The following is a 26079-nucleotide window of genomic DNA, read 5'->3' as shown; positions in this document are numbered from 1 at the left end:
TTTAGTTGAATAAATACAATTCTAGTTTAGATAGACACTCTTCATGGCGACAGATATTAAAAAAATTCGTAACATTGCAATTATTGCACACGTCGATCACGGTAAGACTACACTTTTAGATAAATTATTAAGAGATTCAGGAACATTAAAAGCATCCGAGATGGCTGAAGAGCGAATAATGGATTCTAATGAAATTGAAAAAGAAAGAGGTATTACAATTCTTGCAAAAAATACTTCATTAACTTGGAATGGTTATCAAATAAATATTATTGATACTCCTGGTCACGCTGACTTTGGTGGTGAAGTGGAACGTGGTCTTTCCATGGTAGATTCTGTTTTACTTCTTGTGGATGCGGTAGATGGACCAATGCCACAAACAAGATTTGTAACATCAAAAGCTTTAAAACTTGGACTTCGTCCAATTGTGGTGATTAACAAAGTAGATAGAGACGGAGCAAGACCTGATTGGGCTTTAGATCAAACTTTTGATTTATTTGACAAACTAGGAGCAACTTCTGAGCAGTTAGATTTTCCAATTATTTACACTTCCGCAATTCAAGGCTGGGCAGCAAAAGAACCTAAAAAAGCCGAACACAATATGAGCGTTTTATTTCAATGTATCGTTGATAATGTTCCGCACCCGAAAGTGGACCTTAACGGACCTTTTAGAATGCAAGTGAGCTCACTTGATTATTCAAGTTATGTTGGAGTTATTGGAATTGGAAGAATTCAAAGAGGAACTATTAAGGTAAATGATAACGTTTCGATTATTAATAAAGAAGGAAAAATTAAAAACGGAAAAATTTTACAAATTTTAGGTTTCTTAGGTTTAGCAAGAATTGAAAAGCAAGAAGCATCAGCTGGAGAAATCATTATGTTTTCTGGAATTGATGGAGTTAAAATTTCGGACACAGTTTGCGATCCAAGACAGGTAGAAGCACTCCCACCACTAGTTGTTGATGAGCCTACAATTAGTATGACTTTTCAAGTCAACACATCTCCATTTGCTGGCAAAGAAGGAAAATATGTTACAACAAGAAATATTAAAGATAGATTAGATAAAGAACTTATTCATAACGTTGCTCTTCGCGTTACAGAGACTGAAAGCCCAGATAAATACAGAGTCTCAGGAAGAGGAGAACTACATTTATCAATTCTTATCGAGAACATGAGAAGAGAAGGTTACGAACTTGCAATTTCTAGACCAGAAGTAATTATTAAAAAAGTAGACGGTCAAGACCAGGAACCTTTTGAAGCTTTAACAATTGATATTGAGGAGCAAAACCAAGGAAAAATTATGGAAAAACTTGGTGAGAGAAAAGGGGACTTAAAAAATATGGTCTCTGATGGTAGAGGCAGAGTTCGTTTAGATTATATTATTCCAACACGTGGCTTGATTGGTTTTCGTTCAGATTTTTTATCAAGCACTTCAGGAACTGGTTTGATGTATCATTCCTACGATCATTATGGTCCTAAAATTAACCAAGCTTTAGGTGAAAGAAATAATGGCGTTCTAATTTCAAAAGACCAAGGAAAAGCAGTTACTTATGGGATATTTCATCTTCAAGAGCGTGGACGTTTCTTTATATCCCACGGAGATGAGATTTATGGAGGACAGGTAATTGGAATACATAATAGAGATAACGATTTAATAGTGAATCCACTAATTGGAAAAAAAGTATCCAACGTAAGATCAGTTACTGCTGACGAAGCTTTAGTTATTGTTCCTCCAATTAAAACAACCTTAGAATATGCACTTCAGTTTATTAATGACGATGAACTTGTTGAAGTGACACCAAAGTCTATTCGTATAAGAAAAAAATTCTTACTTGAACACGAACGCAAAAGATCGAATAAATCTTAAAGTTAAATGAAGATATATCATATTGATTCAAGTGCTAGAAAATCTGAATCCGTTTCAAAAGCTCTCGCAAAATTATTAGTAGATAAAATCAAGAAATCTGGTGATACAATCAAATATAGAGACGTATCAACAGGACTTCCCTTTGTATCTGGTATTAAAGGAGCTGGATTTATTATTCCAGAAAACGAAAGAACGGAAGCAGATAAAAAACTTTTTCAAATATCAGATGAGTTAGTTAAAGAATTTAAAGATTGCGATACTTTAGTAATTTCAGCGCCTATTTATAACTTTGGAGTTCCGGCTTCTCTTAAAGCTTGGCTTGATCTTGTTGCAAGAAATGGAGAGACCTTTCAATATACCGAAAAAGGACCCGTTGGAATTGTTACCAATATTAAAAAAGCTTATTTATTAATTGTTTCAGGGGGTGTTCCAGTAAATAGCCCAATCGATTTTTGTACTCCTTGGTTAAAACAAGTGCTTAGTTTTTTAGGAGTTAAAAATATAGAAGTTGTTGCAGCAGATTCATTAAATAAAGATCCTCAAAAGGTTGAAAAAATAAAAGAACATATTAATTCATTATAAGAAATAATGATTTCAGTTATTAAGCATAAAGATCTAGGTGGGGCAGATCATGGTTGGTTAAAGGCAAAACATCATTTTAGTTTTGCTTCTTATTACGATCCTAAAAGAATGGGTTTTGGAGCTATCCGAGTTATTAATGACGATATTATAAAAGCTAAAAAAGGTTTTGATCTACATCAACATAATGACATGGAAATCATTACCTATGTTAGATCAGGTGCTATTACACATACTGATAATCAAGGCAATGAAGGCAGAACTGAAGCTGGAGATATTCAGGTTATGAGCGCAGGCTCAGGAGTTATTCATTCAGAATATAATTTAGAAAATAAAGAAACAAATATTTATCAGATCTGGATTATTCCTAATAAAATTGGAGTTAAACCTAGGTGGGAAGCTAAACAATTTCCGAAAGATCCCGTTAAAGATAAACTTAACCTTTTAGTTTCTGGATTTGGAAAAAATTATAAAGCAGGTTCCTTAGGAATTTATCAAGATGCTTATGTTTATGGTGGAAAAATAAATAAAGGCGATGAAATTAATTACGTCACTAAACATCAGGCGTATTTATTATGCTCTTATGGAAACATTACTTTAGACGGTAAAATATTGGAAAAAGGGGATGCTGCAGAAATTTTAGCTATTAAAGAATTTAAAATCAAAGCCAATGAAGATTCTGAAGTTTTGTTGATAGACGCTCCAAAATAAAACAATATTAGGCAGCTTTAAGAAATACTACCCCAAGAATTATTAATGAAACACCTGCCCATCTTAGAAAAATAGAGGGGTCATCAAAGAATAGAACGCCAATAATAAAAGTTCCGGCAGTACCAATTCCAGTCCACACAGCATAAGCTGTTCCGATAGATATGCCTTTCAAAGATAACCATAATAATATTCCGCTTATTGCCATTGAGATGAAGGAAATTATTGGTCCTAATATTTTAAAAGAAGCAATAGATGCTAATTTAAGACCTAGTGGCCAGCCTATTTCAAAGAAACCAGCTGCGATAAGATAAATCCAATGAATTGAATTCACTTAAATTTTAATCTTTGATTAAGCTGCTTTTTTCTTTGCTGCTGCTTTTGGTAATTTTCCACCAGCCGCTACGCACTCATCCATAGTTTTATATGGAGTAAAATCTTTTAATTTTTTGTAAGATTTTGAGTCTGCGCTATAGCAAATTCCAGATTTAGCTGATTTTTTAATTTCTGCATTCTGAGCAAAAGCTAAGTTTTGACTGAATAGTATTACTGCAAGTAGAGTTATTATTTTTTTCATAATTGTGGTTATTAGTGTTATTCAAATGATTATTCAACTTTTTTCATCATAGTTAAACTTGTAATATAAAATTAATGGCTTAAATAATTGACTTTAAGCAATAAGGAGAGGTGGCCGAGAGGCTGAAGGCGGCGGTTTGCTAAACCGTTATACGATTGAAAAGTCGTATCGGGGGTTCGAATCCCCCCCTCTCCGCCAATATATATGAAGGACGACATAACTATTAATGAAATAATTGTAAAATCATTTACTTATATTTTTCAAGATTTTACAAAAATAATTAAAGAAAGTTTCTTTACAGTATTTTTATTAACTTTAATTTTTAATGGACTATATTTTTTATCTTTAGAAAATATTGCAACTAAATTTACTTTTTTTATTTTTTTTACATTAATGGGTTTAATAATAAGCACTATTGCATATAAGGTTCATAGAAATATTTTACTTAATCAAAACATCAAAAATCCTTTGTTTATAATTTTTGATTTAGTTAATATTAAATACTTATTTTATAGTACTTTAATTTCTACTTTTGCTTTAAGTCCTGCTTTATTAAAAATTTATTTAGATAAGAATAACATTCTTGTTCTTCTAGGAGTTGATACTAAATATTTATTACCAGTATTGTTAATTACTGTTTTTTTATCATTTAAAGTTATTATAAATTTACCTCAAATATTTTTGAATAGTTCTGTTAATATAATAGGAAAAAAAAAATCAAATGTAGTTGCAGCAAAATTATTTTTGGTATTTATAATTATTACTTTAGCATTTTTACTTCCGACCTATATTATTCTTTCTATTCAAATATATTTTTTAGAAAGTTCTCAAGAATTTTATAAATTTTTTAAACCTTTTTTTGATTTTATATCTTTTTTTATTTCTTACTTAAATTATGCTGTAGTTTTTGCGGCTCTATCTTATTCTTATAAAGAAATTAAAAATTAACGAAATAATATGTGATCTATTCTGTTAATGGCATTTGATGGGTTATTTAAATACTCATAGACATTAATATTTTCACTTACTCTCTGAACATAATTTCTTGTCTCTTGAAATGGTATAAGTTCAATAAAATCTATAGGATCTATTTGTTTTTTTCTGGGATCACCATATTTTTTTAACCATTTCTCTACGCGATGTGGTCCCGCATTGTAAGCTGCGAACGCCAAGTAATGAGAACCAAAATCATTTTCAAGGTTAGAAATAAAATAAGAGCCAAGTGCCAGATTGTAATCTTTGTCTCTAGTTAATTTTTCTCTAGAAAAATCTACACTAGTTACTTTGCTTAATAATCTTGCGGTTGCAGGCATGATTTGCATTAATCCTTTAGCCCCAACTTTACTATTTGCAGAAGTATCAAATTCACTTTCTTGTCTTATCAAAGATAAGATAACTGAACTGTCTAAAATTTTTTGATTTTTAATTTGTTTTGGAACTTCAATTCTAGGATAACTAATTTCTAGTAAACTTAAATTTTTATAAGATGCACTTTTTGCTATTTGTATTGCAAAATCTAGTCTTTCAATTTCTTGAGCCAATACTCCTGCCATTGAAATTTCTTCCGCTGTTCTATTTTGCTCAACATCACCAAGATGTTTTAAGATATCTTTTGCGTATCTAGTTCTATTTAGTTCTTTTAAAATAATAACTGATCTTGCCATTGGATTATTTTTCTTGAACTCTTCGTATCGACCGTCATTAAATCTAAAATTATTATTTATCGAAAAATTTTTATCTCCCAACTCTCTATGTGAAAGCTGACCATAAAAGGTTGTTCCATATTGAGAACCTGCTCTAAACCAACTGTTAGCTTGGGATGACTGTCCTAATTTTTTATAAGTTCTTCCAAGCCAGTAAGCCGCTCTTGCTTTAGAGACGGGATAGGAAACAGCAGCATTCATTTTTAAGAAATGATTAATCGCAATATCTTGCTGATTAAGAAAACTACTAGCAAGCCAACCAAGATGCCATTCAATTTCAGCATAATCATAGCCTTCACTTAATCTATGATCTTTCAGAATTTCGTAAGCTAACTTATATTCCTTGTCCTGAATCTTGTCTCTAGCAACAGATATACGCTCTTTTGCAAGATACTGATTTCTCATTAAAGAATCTGAAGCGCTTTGATTTATCATCGAAAGAGCTTCTGAGAATTTAGCTTTTTTTCTTCTCCATTTTATTCTGTCATAGCTTAGCCCAGGATCATCTTTTAAATTTTGAGGAATTTGAGCAATCAAATTGTCAGCAGATCTTTTGGTAAAAAGTGCTGCTCTTGCATTATATAATTTTTGATAATCAGGATTTAGGTAGTCGATAGTATCTTTTAAGTCTTTATATTTAGTTTCATACGCAAAATAATCTGCTCTTAAAATATAGTCAGAATGAGTTAAGAATTTTTTAAATATTTTAGAAAAATATTTTAAATCATTTTTACTTAATTCAGCATCACGGAATCCGTCTTTTACTAAAGTGCGCGCTCTATCAGCTTGGTTATTCTCTAAGAAAGCTTCAGCTAATCTTAGCCTACCAAATCCACTTAAAGGCGGGTTATTTGAAAAGTATTCAATTATTGACGAAGGAGAATTGTTATCAAAGTTAATTTTATGTTCTGCTAAATATTTTAATCTATTAATTCTTGGCCAATCTTTATGATTTTTTATAAATGATGAGTATTCACTAAAACTAGCACCGCTTTGTGGTTCTATTAAGTACATCCAGTTGACAAGTGTATATATCGACTTGTCTTGTATTTTTTGGGCATCTGATAAGGCAAGTTTCCATTGTTTTTTATCGACATAATCAAATGAAACTTTTGCTAACTCAAAGTCTTTTTCGCTCAAAGTTTTAGTCTCTAGAGGACCTTTTTGTTCTGGAGTCCACGTTTTAAAATCACGTGGTTTCATTTTAGGAGTAATTTCTTTATTAGTCTCAGTCTTTGCTTGAGTATCTTTTATAGGTGCTTGAGTCTCTTTTTTAGGTGCTTGGGTATCTTTTTTAGGTAGATCTTTTTTTTGACTTTCTTTTACATCCTTAGTTTTTGAAGGTTCAGTTTTCTTTTCAATGTACTTTTTATTTTGTGTTTCTCTTTTTACTTCTTGGTTTTCAACTGTACTTTCTTCTGCAGTTTCTTCTTCTTTAGCTTTTACAATTATTTGTTCTTTTTTCTTTCCTTTTACAAGATCTTGTAAGAATTTTGATGCTTTGGATTTGTCAGTGTAAGCCGCAATATCAATAAATTTTTGTGGCTTTAATTTAGGAGGTATATTTTTTGCATAAGCAAAAAATGTAGTATTCAGTAATATGAATAGATTAATAATTATAACAAATTTAAATTTCATTTAATTTTATTATTTAAAAAATAGTGTATTATAAAAACGTATTTTTATAGATATTTATACGATGTTTAAAGGATCATTTACTGCTCTAATTACTCCATTTAAGAACAAGCGATTAGACCAAAACGCGTTTGCCAGATTAATTAATCACCAGATTGAAAATGGTACTAATGGAATAGTACCCGGTGGGACAACTGGAGAATCTCCGACCTTAAGTCATGCTGAACACAGAGAGATAATTAAAATTGCCGTAAGAGAATCTAAAGAAAAAATTCCTGTTATGGCAGGCACAGGATCAAATTCAACAGAAGAGGCAATCCAACTTACTAAGTTTGCTGAAAAAGCTGGAGCTCAAGCAGCTTTGGTTGTTACTCCTTATTACAACAAGCCAACGCAAGAGGGGCTTTATCAGCATTACAAAGCTATTAATAACAACTGCGGTATACCAATTTTTATTTACAATATTCCAGGTCGTTCAGTTATTGATATGAGCGTAGACACAATGGCTCGCTTATTTGAACTTAAAAACATTGTAGGAGTTAAAGATGCAACAGGAGATTTAAATAGAGTTGTTCAGCAGAGAAAAAAAATGGGAAAAGATTTTATTCAATTTACAGGAGAAGACTCAAATGCTTTTGAGTTTAAATTAAGAGGAGGGGTAGGGTGTATTTCTGTTACAGCAAACGTTGCTCCTAGACTTTGTTCTGAAATGCAAACTTTATTAGATTACAAAACTGACAAACTTATTCTTCAAAGAGCTAAAGAAATTAATAAAATTTTACAACCATTGCATAATTTAATGTTTATCGAGACAAATCCAGCGCCAGTTAAATATGCGGTGAGTTTATTAAAATTATGTACGCAAGATTTACGCCTGCCAATGGTTACAATTACTAAAAAAAACCAAATCAGAATTAAAACGCTATTAAAAAAACTTTCATTAATTTAATTAATGAAAAAAGATGATGGCAATTATCAGGTAGTTGCAAATAATAGAAAAGCTAGTTTTAATTATTTTCTTTTAGAATTAATAGAAGCAGGCATTGTTTTGCTAGGTTCCGAGGTAAAATCTTTACGTTTAGGAAAAGGAAATATAGCAGAATCTTATGCCGTTGATTCAGGTGGTGAATTATTTTTGCAAAATTCTTATATTCCAGAATATAGTCAGTCTTCTTATAACAATCATGACCCAAGAAGACTTAGAAAATTATTATTAAGCAAAAAACAAATAAATAAAATCTTAGGAAAAATTAATCAGGATGGCTTGACCGTCGTTCCTGTTAAAATGTATTTTAATCACAAGGGCATTGCAAAAGTACAAATTGCAGTGGCTAAAGGAAAAAAACAGTTTGATAAAAGACATAGTAAAAAAACCAAAGATTGGGAAAGAGAAAAATCAAGAGTTTTTAGAAACGGTTAATTATGATTTTTCTTTCTCTTGGATCAAATCTACCATCTAAGTATGGAAACAGTAGAGAGACTTTATTAAAATGTTATGATTTTTTTAACAATACTGACATTCAAATATTACAAAAATCTAGCTTGTATGAAAGTATTGCAGTTCCAAATAAATCCGATCCTAAATTTATTAATAGCGTTATTTCCATCAAAACTAATTTTTCAGCAGAAAAGTTAATGCAGTATATTTTTGAAGTAGAAAAAAAATTTGAAAGAAAACGTGAACAGCTAAATGCTCCAAGAACATGCGATATTGATATTGTTGATTTTAATGGTGAAATCATAAATATTTCTAATAATAAAATTTCACTTCAAATTCCTCATCCACGACTAGAACAGAGAAGCTTTGTTTTATATCCAATTAGTGAGATTGATAAAAATTGGAAAAGTCCATTGTCTGGAAAAAGAATTGATCAATTAATTGAAGATTTAGACTTGGAATCTAAGAAGAGTATTACAATCATATAAATTTTTGATATATTTTTGTTCATGCTAAATCAGCAAGAACTTCTAGATAAAGTTAAGATTTACAATAGTTACATAGATGAAAATGTTGTTAAAAAAGCCTACAACTTTGCTTTCGATGCGCATAGAAATCAAAAAAGATATTCAGGTGATCCTTATATTACACATCCCATTGCAGTTGCTGCCATTTTATGTGATTTAAAAGTAGATACCGCGACTATTACTACTGCTTTGTTGCACGACACTATTGAGGATACAGAGGCAACTTATAATGAAGTAAATAAATTATTTGGAAAAGAGATAGCAGATCTAGTAGAAGGCGTTACAAAAATCTCAAGATTAGAAGATAAATCAAAAGAATATTCTGTTGCTGAAAATTTTAGAAAATTAATTTTAGCTACATCAAAAGATATTAGAGTTTTGTTAGTTAAACTTGCTGACAGACTTCATAATATGAGAACTATAAATAATATTACTGATCCGAATAAAAGATTAAGAATTGCTAAAGAGACAATGGAAATTTATTCGCCATTAGCTGAAAGAATGGGGATGCATAATTTTCGTGATGAACTAGAAGATCTAGCTTTTAATGTTTTAAATCCAGAAGCTAGAAAATTAATTACAGATCGTTTAGCCTTGAATAAAGAAAGTCTAGGTATAACTTTTGCTGATATTTCAAAGAAGATTATAAAATTATTAGAAGAAAAAAATATAAAAGCTAAGGTTACAGGTAGAGAAAAAAAACCTTTTTCTATTTGGAGAAAAATTCAAAATAAAAGAATTTCTTTAGAGCAAATCACAGATATCGTTGGTTTCAGAGTTATTCTTGATAACATTGACCTTTGTTACAGAGCATTAGGAATTTTTCATACAGAGTGGTCAATGGTACCTGGAAGATTTAAAGATTATATTTCTGTTCCAAATTCTAATCACTATAAGTCGATTCATACTTCCGTTATTGGTCCCAAAAGACAAAAGATAGAAATCCAAATAAGAACTAATGAAATGCATGAGTTTGCAGAAAGAGGTATTGCATCACATTGGAATTACAAAGCTAATGAAAAAGTTAGTGAGAATACTCTTAAAGATTATAACTGGCTAAAAGATTTGGTTGAAATGTTAGAGAGTGGTGAAAATCCAGAACATGATTTTGAATATACAAAGCTTCAGTTATTTCAAGATCAGGTTTTTTGTTTTACACCTAAAGGAGCTCTTATCCGTTTACCAGCAAACGCCACTCCTATTGATTTTGCATATGCTGTTCACACAGAAATCGGAGATAAATGTATTGGTTGTGAAATTAATGGAAAAGAATCTCCCCTGCAAAGTATACTTAGTAACGGTGATGAAGTTAAAATTATAACATCTTCAAAACCCTCTCCATCTATGTATTGGTCTACAATTGCAAAGACAGGAAAAGCAAGAGCCGCTGTTAGAAGATATTGGAGTTTGAGACAGCCAGATAAAAAAGATAGAACTTATGACACTAGTTTATGGGTTCTTTTAAGTCATAAAGCTGGAACTTTAGGAGAAGTTTGTACAATGATAGGAAGACATAAGTGCAACATTTCTAATGTTGAATTAGTTGATAAAAAAGATGATTTTATAAGTTTTATATTTGATTTAGAGATTAAAAATCTAAAAGAATTTACTAATTTAATCTCAGAAATTAAACAACAAGGAATAAATTTTAAAATTATTAGAAACAGAAAACCAAATGTTGTCAGAAAAGAAAACTAAACAAATTTTTGTAAAAACTAAGGCGTTGTTACAGGGGCATTTTATTTTATCTTCAGGTTTAAGAAGTGGTCAGTATTTACAATGCGCAAAATTATTGATGCATCCAAAACAGTCAGAATTAATTTGCAAGTCCCTTGCTCAAAAAATTAAAAAAATTTTTAAAAAGATTGATTTAGTAGTTGCGCCAGCAATGGGTGGAATTATTGTTGGCTACGAAGTTGCGAGACATTTAAAAGTGCCTTCAATCTTTACAGAAAGGGTCTCGGGAGAATTTCAATTAAGACGTGGTTTTGAAATAAAACCAGGTGCAAAAATTTTAATTGTTGAAGATGTTATAACAACTGGAAAATCGAGTATGGAGTGTGCTGAAGTTATAAAAAAACATAAAGGTAAAGTAGTGGGATTTGCCTGTATTGTAGATAGATCAAACAATCAAAGCGTTATTAATTTAAAAATTGCATCACAAATTACATTTAACATTCCCACTTATCGAGAGGATCAATTACCAGATAAATTAAAATCAATTCCAGCAATAAAACCAGGCAGTAGAAATCTAGTTTAATGAAAAGAAAAATTAGATTAGGTTTTAATATTGATCATGTAGCAACCGTAAGAAATGCAAGAGGTGACAATTACCCATCTCCGGTAAGAGCTGCAATTATAGCTCAAAGCAATGGAGCAAACTCAATAACAGTTCATTTAAGGGAAGATCGAAGACATATTCAAGAGCGTGATTTAATAGAATTAAAAAAAAAAATTAAAATTCCAATAAATTTAGAAATGGCAGCAACCGATGAGATGCTTAAAATTGCATTAAAACTTAAACCAAAATACATTTGTATTGTTCCAGAAAAAAGAAAAGAAATAACTACTGAAGGTGGACTAAATTTAAATTATAAAACAAAATATCTAAAAAAAATTATTCATCGTTTAAAAAATAACAATATAATAGTTTCTTTATTTATTGAACCCGATTTAAAAGTTGTTCGTTTAGCTAAAAAATTAGATGCAGATAATATTGAGCTACATACTGGAAAATATTGTAAATATTATAGAGAAAATAATAGTCTAAATACTAAAAAAGAGTTTTTAAAAATTAAAAATTCAGCCAAACTTGGAAAAATTTTAGGCTTAGGAATTCATGCTGGTCATGGATTAAACTATGAAACTTCTAAAAAAATATTTCAGATAGATGAAATTGTAGAATTAAATATTGGCCATTTTTTTATATCCGAGTCAATATTTTTTGGTATAGCTAATGTTCTAAAAAAATTTAACCGAATGTTAAGTAGATGAATATTATTGGCCTAGGAACAGATATTGTAAATATAAATCGAATTAAAAAAATTTATTCAAAATACGGAAATAATTTTTTAGATAAAATTTTAACAAAATCAGAAAAAGATTTTAATAAAAAAAAAACAAAACTTAGTAAAGTAGAAATAATTGCTAAAAGATTTGCTGCTAAAGAAGCGATTTCAAAGGCTATAGGCCACGGATTTGCAAAAGGAATTTATTTTAAAAATATTGAAATCTTTAATGATAAAAATGGAAAACCTTATGCGACCATTAATGGTAAAGCTAAAGAGGCACTTAATAAAATTTCTAAGAAACATAATATTTTTTTGAGTTTATCTGACGATAAACCATGGGCAGTTGCAACAGCTATAATCACATCTAAATGAAAAATAAAATAATCGAGAATTTTAAAACTCTATTTTATGCTTTGTTAATTGCTTTATTTATTAGGTCTTTTTTTTTCCAGCCATTTTACATTCCTTCCTCATCAATGGAGGAAACTTTACTAGTAGGAGATAGATTATTTGTTTCAAAATTTAGCTATGGCTACAGCAAGCATTCTTTGCCATTTAGCCCCAATATAACTAACGACAGAATATTTTATTCATTGCCAATAAGAGGTGATCTAATAGTTTTTAAAACACCCCAAGACAATGACACTGATTATATAAAACGTTTAATTGGACTTCCTGGTGATAAAATTCAAATGATAAATGGACTTTTGCATATTAATAACAAAGCCGTAAAAAAAGATTTTATTAAAAATGATTTTGTTCTTTGTGGTGGTAATAAAATTAAATCTAATTTTTATTTAGAAACTTTACCAAATGGCAAATCATATACGGCTGTATATGCTGAGAAAAATTCCTATAAAGATTCAGATTCTTACATAGTTCCCCAGGATAAATTTTTTTTCATGGGTGATAATAGAGACTGCTCTCAGGATAGTCGTTATTTAACTAGTGTTGGTTATGTAGATAAAATTAATTTGGTAGGAAAAGCGCAAATATTATTTTTCTCCAATAACGAACAAATAGGTAATTTTTTTACTATTTGGAAATGGCATAAATCAATAAGATTTAATAGAATTTTAAAACTGATTAAATGATCTCAGATACCAAGATTAATGAAGTAGAAAGTATAATTGGTATTAAATTTTTAAATAAAAAACTTTTATCTCAAGCTTTGGTCCACAAAAGTTTTTCTAACGACAATTTAACAAACAATGAGATACTTGAATTTTTAGGTGACAGAGTTTTAGGATTAGTCCTAGCAAAAAAATTAATTAATTTGTATCCCAATGATAAGGAAGGTCAATTAGATAAAAGACTAGCTTCATTAATAAACAAAAAAACATGTGCTAAGGTTTTAGAAAAATACGATTTATTAAAGTTTATTTCTATAAGCAAAGCGCAAAAAAAAATTAAAACTGGTAACGTAAAAATTTTTGGTGATTTATGCGAGTCATTAATTGGAGCTATTTATATTGATAGAGGATTTGACTATGCTGAAAATTTTATTTTTAACTTATGGAAAGACCAATTAAATCAATCTGGAGAAATAAAAATTGATGCAAAAACAAAATTACAAGAATTATCTTTAAAACTTTATAAAGAACTTCCAAAATATAAAGATTTATCAACTTCAGGACCTGCCCATAAACCGGTTTTTAAAGTTTCTGTTAGTATCAAAAAATCAAAATCATTTACTGGAGAAGGATCATCAAAAAGAAATGCCGAACAAAAAGCAGCAGAGTCATTATTAAAGAGTCTCGGTAATGAGTAAAAAAAGAATAGGATATGCTTGTTTAATAGGGCCAACTAACGCCGGTAAATCTACTTTATTAAATACAATATTTAAGAAAAAAATATCAATAGTTTCTCATAAAGTTCAAACGACAAATTTTGCAATTGAAGTTGTAAAAAATCACAAAAATAGCAAAATAATCTTCATCGATACTCCGGGACTTTATAATAAAAAAAATAATACTAATTTTTTAAATGACGTTAACGTTGAAGTTAAAAGATCAGATGTAATTGTTATTATTCTAGATATTTCTATTCATTTATTTTATGAAGAAATTTTAGAAAAAATTATTAAGAACACTAAAAAACCGAAGATTTTAGTTTTCAATAAAATTGATAAAGTTTCTCAAAAGTTTGCAATAGAACAAATTAATAAATCTAATTTTGTTAAAAATTTTGATGAAATTTATTACGTTTCAGCACTCAAAAATAAAAACATAGATAATCTTTTAGATGGTATTGCTTCAAAACTACCAGAGGGTGATTTTGAAAATTCTATTAATTTTGAGACAAATATAACAAAAGATATATTTTTTTCAGAACTGACACGTGAAGCTGTTTTTAAATATCTAAATCAAGAATTGCCGTATCAAATTTATGTTAAAACTTATAAGTTTGAAAAAGAGAGCAGAAATTACAAAATCTACCAAATAATTTATGTTAAAAATGATAATCATAAAAAAATTTTTTTAGGAAAAAATGGCAGTGTTATAAAAAAAATTGGAATTTCAGCTAGGAAAGAAATTGAAAAAATATTAAAACATAAAGTAAGTTTGTTTCTTGATGTTCAGATTTCCAAATAATGACTTGGAGTGATGAGGGCTATATATTGTCGATTGGGCTATATGGAGAAAACTCTTCTATTTTAAGTATTCTTTCAAAAAATCACGGTCATCATAAAGGAATAGTTTATGGTGGTACCTCATCAAAATTAAAAAAATTAATCCATATTGGCAATAAGATTAAAGTAACCTGGAAATCAAAATCTGAAGATGCAATTGGTTATTATAATTTTGAATTAATCGAGGCTATCGCTCCAAAATATTTTGATGATAATAAAAAGTTAATAGCAATATTATCCTCAGCAAGTATTTGTTTAAAAACATTACCAGAAAGAAATGCTTATCCACGGGTCTATAATTCTTTTGAAGATTTATTTGCATCTTTAAATTCAGAGGATTTTTATAAAAAATATGTTTTGTGGGAAAGATTCTTGTTGTCTGAATTAGGTTATAATGTTGATTTGGAGAACAAAGATTCAATAAAAGTTTTTAATCAGAATATAAGTTATCCACAATATTTTCATGATAATGCATCATTTTTTTCTGATAGGGATATTTACAACGGATTATTAATTAATAAGTTTCAATTATTAAATTATATTTTTGAACCAAATAAAGTTAAGTTTCCTTATTATAGAATAAAATTAGAAAACTTTTTTAATGAAAAATAAAGATAGTATTTTAAATGCTTCGCTAGCAACTGAGTTTAGTCAAAAATATCTTGCTTATGCATTATCAACTATAACACATAGAGCATTACCCGATGTTAGAGATGGCCTAAAACCCGTTCATCGTAGATTGCTTTATGCAATGTATCTTTTAAATTTAGGATCAAAATTACAGCCCAAAAAATCAGCAAGAGTAGTAGGAGATGTTATTGGTAAATTTCATCCCCATGGCGATCAGTCTGTTTACGATGCGTTAGTAAGACTAGCTCAAGATTTTTCAATTCGTTATCCATTAATAAATGGTCAAGGAAATTTTGGAAATATCGACGGAGATAATGCTGCTGCGATGAGATATACGGAAGCCAAACTTACTGAAATTTCAGAGCTTTTACTTGAAAATATAGATGAGGAGACAGTTGATTTTAAAAGCACATATGACGGTGATTTACAGGAGCCACTTGTATTCCCAGCAAAATTTCCAAACTTATTAGCTAATGGGGCATCAGGAATTGCCGTTGGAATGGCAACAAGTATACCTCCGCATAATATCGTCGAAATTTGCGAAGGATTAAAAATCATTAATCATGATAAAAATGTTTCAATCAAAGAATTAATAAAAGTACTACCAGGACCCGATTTTCCTACCGGGGGCATTTTAAATAATAATAAGTCAGAAATATTAAAAGCTTACACAAGTGGAAAAGGTTTTTTTGAACTTAGATCTTCTTATAAAATTGAAGATTTAGGCAGAGGTCAATATCAAATTTCTATAAATGAAATTCCTTACCAAGTAAGTAAATCAACTTTAATAGAAAAAATAGCAGATCTAATCATAAGTAAAAAAAATAAATTAATCGATAATGTTATAGATGAATCTGATCATTTAGTTCGTATTGTTATTCGCCCAAAAAATAGAAATGTTAAACCAGAGGTGTTAATGGAAAGTTTGTTTAGACAAACTGATCTGCAAGTAAGAATTTCCTTAAATATGAATGTTTTGAATTCAAAACTTCAGCCAAAAGTAATGTCTATAAAAGAAGTTTTAGTAAATTTTTTGTCACATCGTTATGAAGTTTTAAGAAGAAAATCTGAATTTAGATTAAAGAATATTAAAAATAGAATAGAAATTTTAATCGGGTTCATTAAAGTCTACCATAATTTAGATAAAATTATTAAAATTATTAGAAATGCAGAAGATCCAAAATTGCAATTAATAAAAAAGTTTAAATTTACGCAAAATCAAGTAAACGCAATTTTAGATATGCGATTAAGAAATCTTAGGAAGTTAGAAGAAAAAGAAATTAAGCAGGAATATAAAGATTTATTATCTGAAAAAAACTTTTTGACCAAATTACTATCTTCTAAATTATTGCAAAAAAAAGAGATAGATAATGAAATAGATTTTTTGATTAAAAAATTTAAAGACGATCCTTTGCTAGGAAAAAGAAGAACGAAATTAGATAAATTTGGTAGTGTTAATGAAGAAGACTTTGATAATGAGATTAAATCTGATGATCCTCTTACAATTACTGTACTTAAAAATGGTTTCATTAAATCACAAAAATCTTTTGTTAAAAATTTGGAAGATCAAATTAGAAATCAAAATAGCGCGTTATTAATTCACGCTCGTTCTAATGATAAAATTATATTTGCATCAAATTTTGGTAAATTTTACACAATTGATGCAGATAATATTTTAACAGGATCTTCAACGGGAAGGCCCATCTCTTCCTATTTGTCACTTGCTGATAATGAAAAAATTATTGATAGTTTTAAATTTGATAGTGAGAGTGAAATTTTTATTTATACTAAAAGTGGATATGGTTTTATTGCTTCAGAGAAAAACCTTGAAACTAATAAAAAAACTGGAAAAAAAGTAATGAATGTCAAAGGAGAAGACATTGTTATTGGAATTTCTAAAGTGGTTAAAGATTCAGATTCAGTTGCAATTATTTGTGATTCAGAGGGAAAAAATAAGATGCTAGCTTTTGGTATTAACGAACTTCCAAAATTAGATAAGGGTCGAGGTGTTATTCTAGTAAAAGGCAAATCTCTAAAAGTTATTAATGCCACGGCATTTAACTCAAAGTCAGTTATCAAAGATCAAATGGACAAAACTTTGTTTGATAAATCTACAATTGAGAATAACTACGGAAAAAGAGCTCAGTCAGGAAAAGTTATTAAGAATTATAAAAATCAGATTATGAATAGAAATTTTGAAAATAATATTAGATGTCATTTGTAATGCTATGAATATTTCTAAATATAAAAAAGTTTTATCAAAATACGCAACTGGAATTACAGTTGTTGCAAAACAAGATAAAAATAATTTTGTTACAGGTATTACGGTTAATTCTTTCGTATCAATATCTTTAAACCCTACTTACATTTCTTGGAGTTTAGACAGAACAACTTCTAGTTTTACAAAATTTAACAATTTAAAATTTTTTAATATTTATATTTTATCAGCAAAACAAATCGAGGTTTCAAATTATTTTTCATCAAAAAATGAAGTTAAAAAAAATTCAATTATAGCGAAAAATTTATTAAAATATAATCTTGCAGAGCTTAATTGCAAAACAATTAAAAAAATAAATATTGGGGATCATTTATTCTTTGTTGCAAAAGTTCTTAAATTTAAATTAAAAAAAGAACAAAAACCTCTAATTTATTTTGCGAGCAAATATAAAAAATTATCTTGATAAGTATTTTTCTATTACTTCGTTGGCAAAGTATGAAACAATTGCATTCGCTCCAGCTCTTTTAAAACTATAAATTACTTCAAGAATAATATCCTCTTTTGCCAGTGATGATTTAATGCCATTTTTAATTAAGCTATATTCTCCAGAAACATTGTAAGCAAAAACAGGTACATTAAATTTTTGTTTAATTTTATAAATAATATCAAGATATGCTAAGGCTGGTTTAACCATTACAAAATCAGCTCCCTCATCTATATCTAATTTAACTTCTAATAGAGCTTCATCTGAATTTTTATAATCCATTTGATATGTTTTTTTATCAGATTTAAGAGTTGAAGATGTGCCTACAGCTTCTCTAAAGGGGGAGTAAAAATTAGAAGCGTATTTAACTGCATAAGATAATATTTGGACATTAAAAAATTTATTTTTTTCTAAAGCATTTCTTATTAAGCCTATTCTCCCATCCATCATGTCTGATGGGGCAATAATATCGCACCCAGCCTGCGCCTGTATTATCGCTTGTTTAACTAAAACTTTGTTTGTTTCATCATTATCAACTTCATTATTGACAATGAGACCATCGTGACCATGAGAAGTGTAAGGATCTAAGGCTACATCACACATAACACCAATATTCTTATTTATTTTTTTTACTTGGTGTATCGCATTACAAATTACATTATTTTTATTTAAAGCTTCAGTTCCTTTATTATTTTTTTTAGAACTTTCAATTAATGGAAAAATAGCAACAGCAGGTATTTGATTTTTTGAAGCTCTTGAAATTATTTCATCTAATCTGTCTATGGAATATCTAAAAATTCCAGGCATAGATTTAATTTCTTGCTTCTTGTTTTTGCCTTCGCAAACAAAAATAGGTAATATAAAGTCAGATTTATCAAGGTAAGTGTCATTTATTAGTCGTCTAGACCATTCTGACTTTCTATTTCTTCTTAATCTAGTACTAGGAAACTTCATGAGAATTTAATTTTTAATGCGACAATACAGCAAAAGTATATATTTGAAAAAAGTATTTTCTATAGGATAATATTAGTTATGAGCATAGATTACGATCTTATTTTTAACAGCGCATTAAAGGATCTAAGACAAGAAGGTCGTTATAGAGTTTTTAATAACATTACTCGAAAAAAAGGTGAGTTTCCCAAAGCAGTTTATAATAATCAATACGGCATTAAATCAGATGTAACTATCTGGTGTAGCAATGATTATTTAGGAATGGGGCAAAACCCATTGGTAGTTGAAGCATTTGTAAATGCTGTAAATTTAGTAGGAGCCGGTGCTGGAGGAACAAGAAATATTTCTGGCACTTCAAATTATCATGTTGAATTAGAAAACGAGTTAGCAAGATTTCATAATAAAGATGGAGCTTTAATTTTTACTTCTGGTTACATTGCAAATGAGTGCGCCCTAAGTACGTTAGCTAAATTTTTACCTAAATGTATTATTTTCTCAGATGAAAATAATCATGCATCAATGATTGAAGGTATTAGAAAAGGTAATTCTGATAAATTTATCTGGAGACATAATGACGTTGATCATCTTGAATATCTTTTAAAAAATTCTAATAAAGAACATCCAAAAATTGTTGCATTTGAATCTGTTTATTCGATGGATGGTGATTTTGCGCCAATAAAAAAAATAATTGAAGTTTCAAAAAAATATAATGCACTCACTTATCTAGATGAAGTTCATGGAGTTGGACTGTATGGAAATAATGGAGGAGGTTTATCAGAGCAACTGGGTCTCACATCTGAGATAGATATTATTGAAGGTACACTTGCAAAAGGCTTTGGACTAATGGGGGGATATATTACGGCTAAATCTAATATTATCGATGTAATAAGATCTTTTGCTCCTGGATTTATTTTTACAACTTCTTTGCCACCAAGTTTAGCTGCTGCTGCAGTCGCAAGTATTCGTTACGTAAAAAATAATCATAGTTTAAGAGAAGCCCTTTATGAAAGAGCGGACAAATTAAAAAAATTGATGTTAGCTCATAATTTACCAATTATAAAAAATAATAGTCACATAGTTCCTTTATTAGTAAAGGACCCTGTTAGATGTAAGGAAATCTCAGATATTTTGCTTAACGATTATTCAATATATGTTCAGCCAATTAATTATCCAACTGTTCCTAAGGGACTAGAGAGACTTAGATTTACCCCAACTCCTTTGCATGATGATTCTAAGTTAGAATTTCTTGTTAATGCACTCAATCAAATTTGGAGAGAATTGAAACTTTCAAGAGCGGCTTAATATATAAAAATTATTAATTATCTTTTTAATATACAAGCTATTTTGAAGTTGGTAATTAACTGATGTGTCTAAATCTTTAACTAAATCAATCATTATAGCCTCAGACCACGCCGGTTTTATAATGAAAGAAAGAGTTAAAATTTTTTTAAATAAATCTAAAATTAAATCATTAGATCTTGGAACTTTCTCAGAAGAAAGAGTTGATTACCCAGACTATGCTAAAAAACTTGCGTTATTGGTAAGAAAAAAAACTTCTTTTGGAATATTAATTTGTGGCTCAGGTATAGGAGTTTCTATTGCGGCAAATAGGTTTAAGAAAATAAGAGCAGCTGTTTGTTATAATCAAAAATCAGCATCTTTGGCTAGAAAGCATAATAATGCTAATGTATTATGTCTTGGCGCTAGATTAATTCATTTTAAAAACGCTCAAAAAATTATAAATACTTTTATTAGTACAAAATTTGAAGGTGGCAGACATACAGCAAGAGTAAAAAAATTAGACAAATAAATATGAACTCAGAAAATAAAATTGATAAAAAATATATTGAAGAGTTTTTTAATTCTAATTTAAAAAATTCAGATCTAGATATTTATAATTCAATTCAAAAAGAATTTTCACGTCAGCAAAATCATATTGAGTTAATTGCTTCTGAGAATATTGTTTCAAGAGCAGTTTTAGAGGCGCAAGGATCGGTACTAACAAACAAATATGCCGAAGGTTATAGCGGCAAAAGATATTATGGAGGTTGCGAATTTGTTGATATTGCTGAAGACCTAGCTATTGAGAGAGTAAAAAAATTATTCAATTGTAATTTTGCAAATGTTCAGCCCCATTCAGGCGCACAGGCAAATGCGGCCGTATTTTTAGCATTAATTAAGCCAGGGGATACAATTTTAGGAATGGGTATTGATCAAGGAGGCCATCTAACGCATGGTGCTGCACCAGCAATGTCTGGAAAATGGTTTAATGCTATTGCGTATGGAGTTAGAAAAGATAATGGTTTAATTGATTACGATGCAGTTAAAGAACTAGCAATTAAACATAAACCAAAATTAATTATTGCAGGTGGTAGTGCTTATTCAAGAATTATTGATTTTAAAATTTTTAAAGATATTGCAAAAGAGGTTGGCGCTTACCTGTTAGTTGATATGGCTCATTTTTCAGGTTTAGTTGCTGGAGGAGTATATCCAAATCCAATTGAATATGCCGATGTAGTTACTTCTACCACACATAAAGTTTTGAGAGGACCAAGAGGAGGATTGATACTTACTAATAATGAAGAGTTGGCCAAAAAAATGAATTCAGCAGTTTTTCCTGGTCTACAAGGAGGACCACTAATGCATGTGATAGCTGCTAAAGCTGTCTGTTTTGAAGAAGCTTTATCAGATAATTTTAAATCTTATACAAAATCAGTTGTGGCTAATGCTCAAGCACTTTCAGAAACTTTAAAAAATTTAGGTTATACAATTTTCTCAGGAGGAACTGATACACATTTAATACTCATAGATTTAAGACCATTTAAACTTACCGGCAAAGACGCCTCGGATTCTTTAGGAAGAGCAAACATAACATGTAATAAGAATGGTATTCCTTACGATGACCAAAAACCTTGGATTACTTCAGGAATAAGACTTGGAACTCCAGCTTGTACAACAAGAGGATTTTCTACAAATGAATTTAAAACAGTTGGAAACTTAATAGATCAAGTTTTAAAAGGATTAATGAATAACAAAAGCAATGAAGTGGAAAAAGAAGTTCAAGAAAAAGTAAAAAAATTGTGTGCTAATTTTCCAATCTATAACTTTTAATTTTTATGATTTGTCCATTTTGCAAAGATAAAGAAACTTCAGTGATTGACTCAAGGCCTACAGAGGATGGAACTGTTATTAGAAGAAGAAGAGAGTGTAGCTGTAAGCAAAGATTTACTACTTTTGAAAGAGTTCAGCTTAGAGAATTAATTGTTGTTAAAAAAAATGGTAGAAAATCCACTTTCGATAGAGAAAAACTAGCCAAATCTATTAATATTGCACTAAGAAAAAGACCCGTAGATAGCGATACAATAGAAAAATTTATTTCTAAGATTTACAGAAATTTAGAAGATCTAGGTCAGGCTGAAATATTGTCTAGCACGATTGGAAAATATGTAATGGAAGGTCTCAAAGAACTAGATCCTGTTGCCTATGTTCGTTTTGCTTCTGTATATACTAATTTTAAAGAGGCAAAAGATTTTGAGCAATTTGTAGACCAACTTAATGTTCCTTCAAAAAAATAAAACTAAATTTATTAAGTCTTATTTTATGAACTTGGCTTTTAATTTAGCCAATATTCATAATAATATGACAGGCATCAATCCTTCGGTTGGTTGTCTAATTTGCAAAAAAGATAAAATATTATCTTATGGAGTGACTGGCTTTGGAGGTAGCCCACACGCTGAATATTCAGCTTTGGTTAATTTAAAGAAAAATAATAATTTAGATTGTTATGTTTCTTTAGAACCTTGTCATCATCAAGGAAAAAATCCACCCTGCACAAAGTCTATAGTAAGTAAAAAAGTCAAGAATTTATATTACTCTGAAACAGATAACGATCCTAGAGTCCAAGGAAAAGGTCTTGAATTTTTACAAAATAATAAAATAAAAATTAATAAAATTAATAATATTTATCAGAGTAATTTTTATAAAATTTACAATGAATTTAATAAAACTTTTTTACCAAAAGTTTATGCAAAAATCGCAACTTCAAAAAATTACTATTCTTTTATTAAAAATAGACCCCAAATAACAAATATTTATTCAAATAAATTAACACATGTTTTGCGTTCTGAAATCAATGCTATTTTAATAGGAGTTAATACTCACAATAAGGATAATCCATTATTAAATTGTCGTATTAACGGTCTTACTCAATCTAGTCCTTCTCGATTTATAATTGATCCAAATCTTAGAATTAACAGAAATTCAAAAATAATATTGTCTGCTAAAAAAATTAAAACTTATATTTTTTATTCTAATAAAAATAATAATAAAATTAATTATCTTAAGAATAAAAATATTTACTTAATTTATTTACCGTTAAATAAAAGCAAACAAGTAGATTGCAAAGAAATCCTAGTTACCATTGGTTTATTGGGTTACAAGAATGTTTTAATAGAAGGGGGCTATAATACTATAAAGAAATTTATCGATTTAAATCTAATAGATATTTTTTATTTTTTTAAAAATGATGAAATTGTAAACAAAAAATCATCACATTCTTTTAAAAATATTTATTTGATTTTAAAAAAGAAATTTAAAAATATAAAAATAAGGCAGCAGATTTATTTAAAAAATAACAATTTAACTGTATTTCAAAAGTAATTAAATTTATGTTTACTGGTATAATAAAAAATATTGGCCTTATTAAAGAATTAAAAAAAAATAATAGTGGTTATTTTTTATCTGTTATTTCAGATTTAAGTTTTGCTAAAAAAGATATTGGAACTTCTATTTCTTGTTCAGGAGTTTGTTTAACTTTAACAAAAATTATAAAAAATAAAAAAAAAAATCATTTATTTTTTTATTTATCAAAACATACAGTTATAACATCTGCTTTTAAGCGTTTAAAATCTGGCGATGTAATAAATTTAGAAAAATCATTGAAATATGGAGATGAATTTGCAGGGCATTTTGTTCAAGGACACGTAGATACAACAATAAAAGTTTTAAGTATTAATTCTAATAATAGCAAAAGTTGGATTATAATTTTTAATATACCTAAGAAATTCAAAAAATTTCTAATTGAAAAAGGGTCAATAGCAATTAATGGGGTGTCATTAACTATTGCTAAGATTTTTTCTAATAAATTTAAAGTTGTGATTATTCCTCATACACTTCAAAATACAAATTTATTAAAATTAAAAAAAAATAATTACGTTAATGTTGAGATTGATTTAATTGCCAAAACTTTATTAAAAAAATAAATATGTTTTCTTCAGTAAAAAAAATTATCCAGGATGCGAAAAAAGGAAAAATTTTTATTTTAATAGATGATAAAAATAGAGAAAACGAAGGCGATCTAGTTATACCGGCATCAAAGATTGATCATAAAAAGATAAATTTTATGGCAACGCATGGCAGAGGTTTAATTTGTTTAGCAATTGATAAAAATAAAGCTAAAGCACTTAATTTATCTCTGATGCCCACTAGAAATTCTTCTCGTTTACAAACTGCATTTACCATTTCTATAGAAGCAAGAAAAGGAGTCACAACTGGTATATCTGCAAAAGATAGAGCTCATACAATTAAAACAGCAATTAAAAAAAATGTTAAAGCGAAAGACATATCTACTCCAGGACATATTTTTCCATTAATTGCAAAAGATGGAGGAGTACTTGAAAGAGCAGGACATACAGAGGCATCTGTTGATATAGCAAAACTTTCGGGTTGTGGTTCAAGTGGAGTAATTTGCGAAATAATGAACACAGACGGTTCAATGGCAAAAGGAAGACACCTTTTTAACTATGCTAAAAAATTTAATTTAAATATTGCAAGAATTGAAGATTTAATCGCTTACAGATTAAAAAAAGAAAGTTTAATAAAACTAAAAGGAATTGAACAGGTAAAAATTGGAAAGAACGATACATATCAAGTCAAAATTTATGAGAATAAATTAGATGGAAAAGAGCACATTGCTTTAATTAAATCTCAAGATAAAAAAATCGTACCTAGAGTTAGAGTTATTTCTTCAAATATTGTAACTAGTTTTTTATCAAAAAATAAAGAAAATCTGTCTATTAACAAAACACTTAATTATTATAAAAAATACAAGAATTGTATTTTGATTATAATAAGAGATGAGTTAGTTAAAAATAATCTTAATAATAAGAAAGAAAGTAGTTTAAGAAATTACGGTATTGGTGCTCAAATTTTGAGAAGTTTAAATATAAGAAGAATGATTTTAATATCTAAGTCCAAAAAAAATATTATAGGCTTAGATGGTTTTGGTATAAAAATTATTAAACAAGAATTTATTAAATGAAAAAGAAAATATTAATAATTAGTTCATCATTTTATAAAAATTTAGAGAAAAAACTTTTATTAGGTGCTTTAAAAGAAATAAATAAAAAGTTATTTGATGTTGAATTTTTTTCTGTTTCTGGAGCTTATGAGATACCGCAATTATTAAATATTTTGTTAAAAGATAAGAAATACGCTTTTTGCATAGCTCTTGGATGTATTATTAAAGGCGAAACTCCGCATTTTGATATTATTAGTCAGTCCGTATCAGATAAATTATTACAAATTTCAATTAAATATAATGTTCCAGTTTCTAACGGCGTATTAAATTGTAATACTCCAAAACAAGCAGAAGTTAGGTGTGATCCTAAATTAAAAAACAAAGGTGGCGAAGCTACGCTTGCAGCGTTGAGTGTTTATAATTGTATTTATAAACATTAATGACTAACTTTAAAAACAACTCAAGATTAATAATAGTACAACTTTTATACAGTCATTACATAAATCAAGAAAAATTATTATTTGATTTTAAAAATCCATATAAAAGATTCATTAAAAAAATTTGCAATGGAGTAATAGAAAATAATTCTTTATTAGAAGAAAAATTAATAAATTTTTTAGATAAAAAATTTGATCTTAAAAACTTTGAAATAATATTTTCTATAATATTAAAATCAGCAATTTATGAAATTTTCTTTTACAAAAAGACACCATTCAAGGTTGTGATTGATGAGTATTTAAAAATTACTAAAATGTTTCTTAATGACAAACAAAAGAACATTATTAATGCAGTTCTAGATAAAATTGCAAAAAGCGTTTAATTTC

Annotated in this window: 30 protein-coding genes and 1 tRNA gene; 27 read left to right on the top strand and 4 right to left on the bottom strand. The window is 28.6% G+C overall.

What is annotated here, in order from left to right:
• Positions 1–43: 43 nt before the first annotated feature.
• From typA to AC8IG9_RS04245, 3 genes are read left to right on the top strand one after another with little or no spacing between them, the layout of a single operon-like run.
• Positions 44–1864 (top strand): translational GTPase TypA, encoded by a 1821-nt coding sequence (gene typA / locus AC8IG9_RS04255; RefSeq protein ID WP_507425571.1) that lies wholly within the window; start codon positions 44–46, stop codon positions 1862–1864.
• A gap of 6 nt (positions 1865–1870) precedes the next feature.
• Positions 1871–2446, top strand: a complete 576-nt coding sequence (locus tag AC8IG9_RS04250) for an FMN-dependent NADH-azoreductase (RefSeq protein WP_507425570.1) — start codon at positions 1871–1873, stop codon at positions 2444–2446.
• 6 nt (positions 2447–2452) lie between these two features.
• Positions 2453–3154 carry a pirin family protein gene (locus AC8IG9_RS04245; protein WP_507425569.1) on the top strand — a complete coding sequence of 234 codons (702 nt, stop codon included), beginning with the start codon at positions 2453–2455 and terminating at the stop codon, positions 3152–3154.
• Positions 3155–3161: 7 nt separating this feature from the next.
• Here the strand turns inward: AC8IG9_RS04245 and AC8IG9_RS04240 are convergent, their stop codons facing one another.
• Both AC8IG9_RS04240 and AC8IG9_RS04235 read right to left on the bottom strand, forming a co-directional pair.
• The gene (locus AC8IG9_RS04240; RefSeq protein WP_507425905.1) at positions 3162–3476 is read right to left on the bottom strand and encodes a DMT family transporter; all 315 of its coding nucleotides are present in this window, start codon (positions 3474–3476) and stop codon (positions 3162–3164) included.
• A 27-nt stretch (positions 3477–3503) separates the two neighbouring features.
• Positions 3504–3728: a hypothetical protein gene (locus AC8IG9_RS04235; RefSeq protein WP_507425568.1), complete on the bottom strand. Its 225-nt coding sequence runs from the start codon at positions 3726–3728 to the stop codon at positions 3504–3506.
• 104 nt (positions 3729–3832) lie between these two features.
• On the opposite strand from AC8IG9_RS04235, the gene AC8IG9_RS04230 reads away from it, so the two are divergent.
• Positions 3833–3926, top strand: a tRNA-Ser gene (locus tag AC8IG9_RS04230).
• Positions 3927–3932: 6 nt separating this feature from the next.
• Positions 3933–4676 carry a hypothetical protein gene (locus AC8IG9_RS04225; protein ID WP_507425567.1) on the top strand — a complete coding sequence of 248 codons (744 nt, stop codon included), beginning with the start codon at positions 3933–3935 and terminating at the stop codon, positions 4674–4676.
• Here AC8IG9_RS04225 and AC8IG9_RS04220 read toward each other — a convergent pair.
• On the bottom strand, positions 4673–7069 hold the full coding sequence (locus AC8IG9_RS04220; protein ID WP_507425566.1) for a lytic transglycosylase domain-containing protein: 2397 nt from the start codon (positions 7067–7069) through the stop codon (positions 4673–4675). The two genes, AC8IG9_RS04225 and AC8IG9_RS04220, sit on opposite strands and share 4 nt — an antisense overlap.
• 61 nt (positions 7070–7130) lie before the next feature.
• On the opposite strand from AC8IG9_RS04220, the gene dapA reads away from it, so the two are divergent.
• The 13 genes from dapA to AC8IG9_RS04155 are packed head-to-tail and all read left to right on the top strand — an operon-like array spanning position 7131 to position 17985.
• Positions 7131–8015, top strand: coding sequence for a 4-hydroxy-tetrahydrodipicolinate synthase (gene dapA, locus AC8IG9_RS04215; protein ID WP_507425565.1), 885 nt, complete (start codon positions 7131–7133; stop codon positions 8013–8015).
• Between the two features lie 3 nt (positions 8016–8018).
• Positions 8019–8486, top strand: a complete 468-nt coding sequence (gene smpB / locus AC8IG9_RS04210; protein ID WP_507425564.1) for an SsrA-binding protein SmpB — start codon at positions 8019–8021, stop codon at positions 8484–8486.
• A 2-nt stretch (positions 8487–8488) separates the two neighbouring features.
• Positions 8489–8992: a 2-amino-4-hydroxy-6-hydroxymethyldihydropteridine diphosphokinase gene (gene folK, locus AC8IG9_RS04205; protein WP_507425563.1), complete on the top strand. Its 504-nt coding sequence runs from the start codon at positions 8489–8491 to the stop codon at positions 8990–8992.
• A 21-nt stretch (positions 8993–9013) separates the two neighbouring features.
• Positions 9014–10729: a bifunctional (p)ppGpp synthetase/guanosine-3',5'-bis(diphosphate) 3'-pyrophosphohydrolase gene (locus AC8IG9_RS04200; protein WP_507425562.1), complete on the top strand. Its 1716-nt coding sequence runs from the start codon at positions 9014–9016 to the stop codon at positions 10727–10729.
• Positions 10707–11291: an orotate phosphoribosyltransferase gene (pyrE, locus tag AC8IG9_RS04195; RefSeq protein ID WP_507425561.1), complete on the top strand. Its 585-nt coding sequence runs from the start codon at positions 10707–10709 to the stop codon at positions 11289–11291. Before AC8IG9_RS04200 ends, pyrE begins: the two co-directional genes overlap by 23 nt.
• Positions 11291–12025, top strand: coding sequence for a pyridoxine 5'-phosphate synthase (locus AC8IG9_RS04190; RefSeq protein ID WP_507425560.1), 735 nt, complete (start codon positions 11291–11293; stop codon positions 12023–12025). The genes pyrE and AC8IG9_RS04190 overlap by 1 nt, the downstream gene beginning before the upstream one ends.
• Positions 12022–12414, top strand: a complete 393-nt coding sequence (gene acpS, locus AC8IG9_RS04185) for a holo-ACP synthase (protein WP_507425559.1) — start codon at positions 12022–12024, stop codon at positions 12412–12414. Before AC8IG9_RS04190 ends, acpS begins: the two co-directional genes overlap by 4 nt.
• Positions 12411–13136 (top strand): signal peptidase I, encoded by a 726-nt coding sequence (gene lepB / locus AC8IG9_RS04180; RefSeq protein ID WP_507425558.1) that lies wholly within the window; start codon positions 12411–12413, stop codon positions 13134–13136. Before acpS ends, lepB begins: the two co-directional genes overlap by 4 nt.
• A complete protein-coding gene (rnc, locus tag AC8IG9_RS04175) occupies positions 13133–13813 on the top strand; it encodes a ribonuclease III (RefSeq protein WP_507425557.1) in 681 nt (226 codons plus the stop codon). The genes lepB and rnc overlap by 4 nt, the downstream gene beginning before the upstream one ends.
• Positions 13806–14636: a GTPase Era gene (gene era / locus AC8IG9_RS04170; RefSeq protein ID WP_507425556.1), complete on the top strand. Its 831-nt coding sequence runs from the start codon at positions 13806–13808 to the stop codon at positions 14634–14636. The genes rnc and era overlap by 8 nt, the downstream gene beginning before the upstream one ends.
• Complete coding sequence (recO, locus tag AC8IG9_RS04165) at positions 14636–15286, top strand: DNA repair protein RecO (protein WP_507425555.1); 651 nt, start codon at positions 14636–14638, stop codon at positions 15284–15286. Before era ends, recO begins: the two co-directional genes overlap by 1 nt.
• Complete coding sequence (parC, locus tag AC8IG9_RS04160) at positions 15276–17528, top strand: DNA topoisomerase IV subunit A (protein WP_507425554.1); 2253 nt, start codon at positions 15276–15278, stop codon at positions 17526–17528. The genes recO and parC overlap by 11 nt, the downstream gene beginning before the upstream one ends.
• Positions 17500–17985, top strand: a complete 486-nt coding sequence (locus AC8IG9_RS04155; RefSeq protein ID WP_507425553.1) for a flavin reductase family protein — start codon at positions 17500–17502, stop codon at positions 17983–17985. The genes parC and AC8IG9_RS04155 overlap by 29 nt, the downstream gene beginning before the upstream one ends.
• Here the strand turns inward: AC8IG9_RS04155 and hemB are convergent.
• Positions 17977–18960: a porphobilinogen synthase gene (gene hemB / locus AC8IG9_RS04150; protein WP_507425552.1), complete on the bottom strand. Its 984-nt coding sequence runs from the start codon at positions 18958–18960 to the stop codon at positions 17977–17979. The genes AC8IG9_RS04155 and hemB overlap by 9 nt on opposite strands.
• 78 nt (positions 18961–19038) lie before the next feature.
• Between hemB and hemA the strand changes: the two genes are divergently transcribed.
• From hemA to AC8IG9_RS04105, 9 genes are all read left to right on the top strand, one after another.
• On the top strand, positions 19039–20259 hold the full coding sequence (gene hemA / locus AC8IG9_RS04145; RefSeq protein ID WP_507425551.1) for a 5-aminolevulinate synthase: 1221 nt from the start codon (positions 19039–19041) through the stop codon (positions 20257–20259).
• A 64-nt stretch (positions 20260–20323) separates the two neighbouring features.
• Positions 20324–20767 carry a ribose 5-phosphate isomerase B gene (gene rpiB, locus AC8IG9_RS04140; protein ID WP_507425550.1) on the top strand — a complete coding sequence of 148 codons (444 nt, stop codon included), beginning with the start codon at positions 20324–20326 and terminating at the stop codon, positions 20765–20767.
• Positions 20768–20769: 2 nt separating this feature from the next.
• Positions 20770–22068: a serine hydroxymethyltransferase gene (gene glyA, locus AC8IG9_RS04135; protein WP_507425549.1), complete on the top strand. Its 1299-nt coding sequence runs from the start codon at positions 20770–20772 to the stop codon at positions 22066–22068.
• Between the two features lie 5 nt (positions 22069–22073).
• The gene (gene nrdR, locus AC8IG9_RS04130; protein WP_017971824.1) at positions 22074–22532 is read left to right on the top strand and encodes a transcriptional regulator NrdR; all 459 of its coding nucleotides are present in this window, start codon (positions 22074–22076) and stop codon (positions 22530–22532) included.
• A complete protein-coding gene (gene ribD / locus AC8IG9_RS04125) occupies positions 22513–23616 on the top strand; it encodes a bifunctional diaminohydroxyphosphoribosylaminopyrimidine deaminase/5-amino-6-(5-phosphoribosylamino)uracil reductase RibD (RefSeq protein ID WP_507425548.1) in 1104 nt (367 codons plus the stop codon). Before nrdR ends, ribD begins: the two co-directional genes overlap by 20 nt.
• 8 nt (positions 23617–23624) lie before the next feature.
• Positions 23625–24218 carry a riboflavin synthase gene (locus AC8IG9_RS04120; protein WP_507425547.1) on the top strand — a complete coding sequence of 198 codons (594 nt, stop codon included), beginning with the start codon at positions 23625–23627 and terminating at the stop codon, positions 24216–24218.
• 2 nt (positions 24219–24220) lie between these two features.
• On the top strand, positions 24221–25276 hold the full coding sequence (gene ribB / locus AC8IG9_RS04115) for a 3,4-dihydroxy-2-butanone-4-phosphate synthase (RefSeq protein WP_507425546.1): 1056 nt from the start codon (positions 24221–24223) through the stop codon (positions 25274–25276).
• Positions 25273–25695: a 6,7-dimethyl-8-ribityllumazine synthase gene (ribH, locus tag AC8IG9_RS04110; protein WP_507425545.1), complete on the top strand. Its 423-nt coding sequence runs from the start codon at positions 25273–25275 to the stop codon at positions 25693–25695. Before ribB ends, ribH begins: the two co-directional genes overlap by 4 nt.
• The gene (locus AC8IG9_RS04105; RefSeq protein ID WP_507425544.1) at positions 25695–26075 is read left to right on the top strand and encodes a transcription antitermination protein NusB; all 381 of its coding nucleotides are present in this window, start codon (positions 25695–25697) and stop codon (positions 26073–26075) included. Before ribH ends, AC8IG9_RS04105 begins: the two co-directional genes overlap by 1 nt.
• Positions 26076–26079: the final 4 nt, after the last annotated feature.

This window comes from Candidatus Allofontibacter sp., from assembly GCF_040404065.1.
In the GTDB taxonomy this organism is placed as follows: domain Bacteria; phylum Pseudomonadota; class Alphaproteobacteria; order Pelagibacterales; family Pelagibacteraceae; genus Fontibacterium.
This window is presented reverse-complemented; position numbering and strand designations above follow the sequence as displayed.